Here is a 1,312-nt window from a genome sequence, read left to right as displayed (position 1 = left end):
GGGGCCCTGGGGACACCACGGTCCCGTATCCGCCCGCCCGGCGCCCGATTCCGCCGACGATGTCGAACTCATCGGCGTGGACTTCAACGCGGCTCTCGTTGCCGAGGCCGAACGCCTCGCGTCCTCCGAGGACCTGCCCTGCCGCTTTTTGCACGGTGACGCCTTCGCCCTCGGCGAACCGGCCACCGTCTATGTCTCCACCGGTGTCCTCCACCACTTCCGCGGCCGGGACCTGGACGCCTTCTTCGCCGCCCAGTCCGTTTCCGCCTCCGGGGCGGCGGCGTTCTGCCACTTCGACATCGCCGCCCCCGGACGCTCCGCCATCGGACGCTCAGCCATCGGTGCGCGGATCTTCCACCGGGCCCGGACGCGCGACCTGCTCGGCAGACACGACGCTGTGGTCTCCGCACGCCGCGCCCACGACGACGCCACCCTGCTCCGGGCGGCGGCGCACGCGCGCGGCCTGACGCCTTTGGTGTACGAGCCGGGGGAGCGCGGCAACCCGTTCTGCGCCCAGGTACGCCCGGTGATCGGCGTACGGCCGGAACTCCTTCCCGACCTGCGGGCCGCGCTCGGCACCCGCTCGTCGGGGCGGCTCGTCGGGGAACCGTCGGGAGGGCGGGCCACTCCGGGAAACCAAGGGCGGGCCACTCCGGGAAACCAGGGGCGGGCCACTCCGGGAAACCAAGGGCGGGCCACTCCGGGAAACCAAGGGCGGGCGACTCCGGGGGGCCACCGGACGCCGGGCGCGGGTGCCGTATGAACGCCCTGCTGCTTCTGGTCCTCGCGCTCACGGACGCCGCGTTCTCCGGACTCCGCGCCTCCGCCGGGCGGAACGGCCGGATCCGCAAGGCCGCCGCCCATGTGCTCGCCGCCCGGCGGGGGGTCGCCGTCGGCGCCCCGGCGCTCGCCCTGACCGCGGTCGTCGCGACAGGGCTGCTGCTCCTCGCGGACAGCCCGGCGGACCGCTACGCCGAACTCGACGCGGGGGCCCGGCGCATGCTCCTCGTCATCACCCCGTACGCGACGGTCGTCGGCCTCGGTCTGGCCTGCTGCCTCTGGGCACCGCTCCGGGTCGGCACCCTGGCCTCGGTGGTCGGCCTCGGCCCGCTCACCCTGCTGCGGCCCGTGGTGGTGCTGGCCGGGGCAGCCGCGGCGGGCTGGGGGTCGCTGCCGGCCGCTGCCGTCGCGGCGACGGCGTCGGCGAGCGCCTTCCTGGTCGAACCGCTGACCCACCGCCGCTGGTACGCCGTACCGCTGTGACCCCGCGCGCCCGGGTCCGGGTGTCCCCCGGCCGGGCCGGGCCGTGTCC

2 protein-coding genes are annotated in these 1,312 nt (G+C 75.8%); both read left to right on the top strand.

Features of this window, described 5'->3' with window-relative positions; genetic code table 11:
• On the top strand, positions 1–763 hold a 763-nt coding region (locus ACWF94_RS40660), incomplete at its 5' end, for a class I SAM-dependent methyltransferase (protein WP_453500352.1).
• On the top strand, positions 760–1,263 hold the full coding sequence (locus ACWF94_RS40655) for a hypothetical protein (protein WP_453500350.1): 504 nt from the start codon (positions 760–762) through the stop codon (positions 1,261–1,263). The genes ACWF94_RS40660 and ACWF94_RS40655, both read left to right, overlap by 4 nt.
• Positions 1,264–1,312 lie beyond the last annotated feature (49 nt).

The organism is Streptomyces sp. NPDC055078, from assembly GCF_053607985.1.
This window is presented reverse-complemented; position numbering and strand designations above follow the sequence as displayed.

Bases quoted from the DNA above. Each gene is read 5' to 3' on its own strand.
- ACWF94_RS40655 (WP_453500350.1), top strand. From the start codon at position 760: ATGAACGCCCTGCTGCTTCTGGTCCTCGCGCTCACGGACGCCGCGTTC.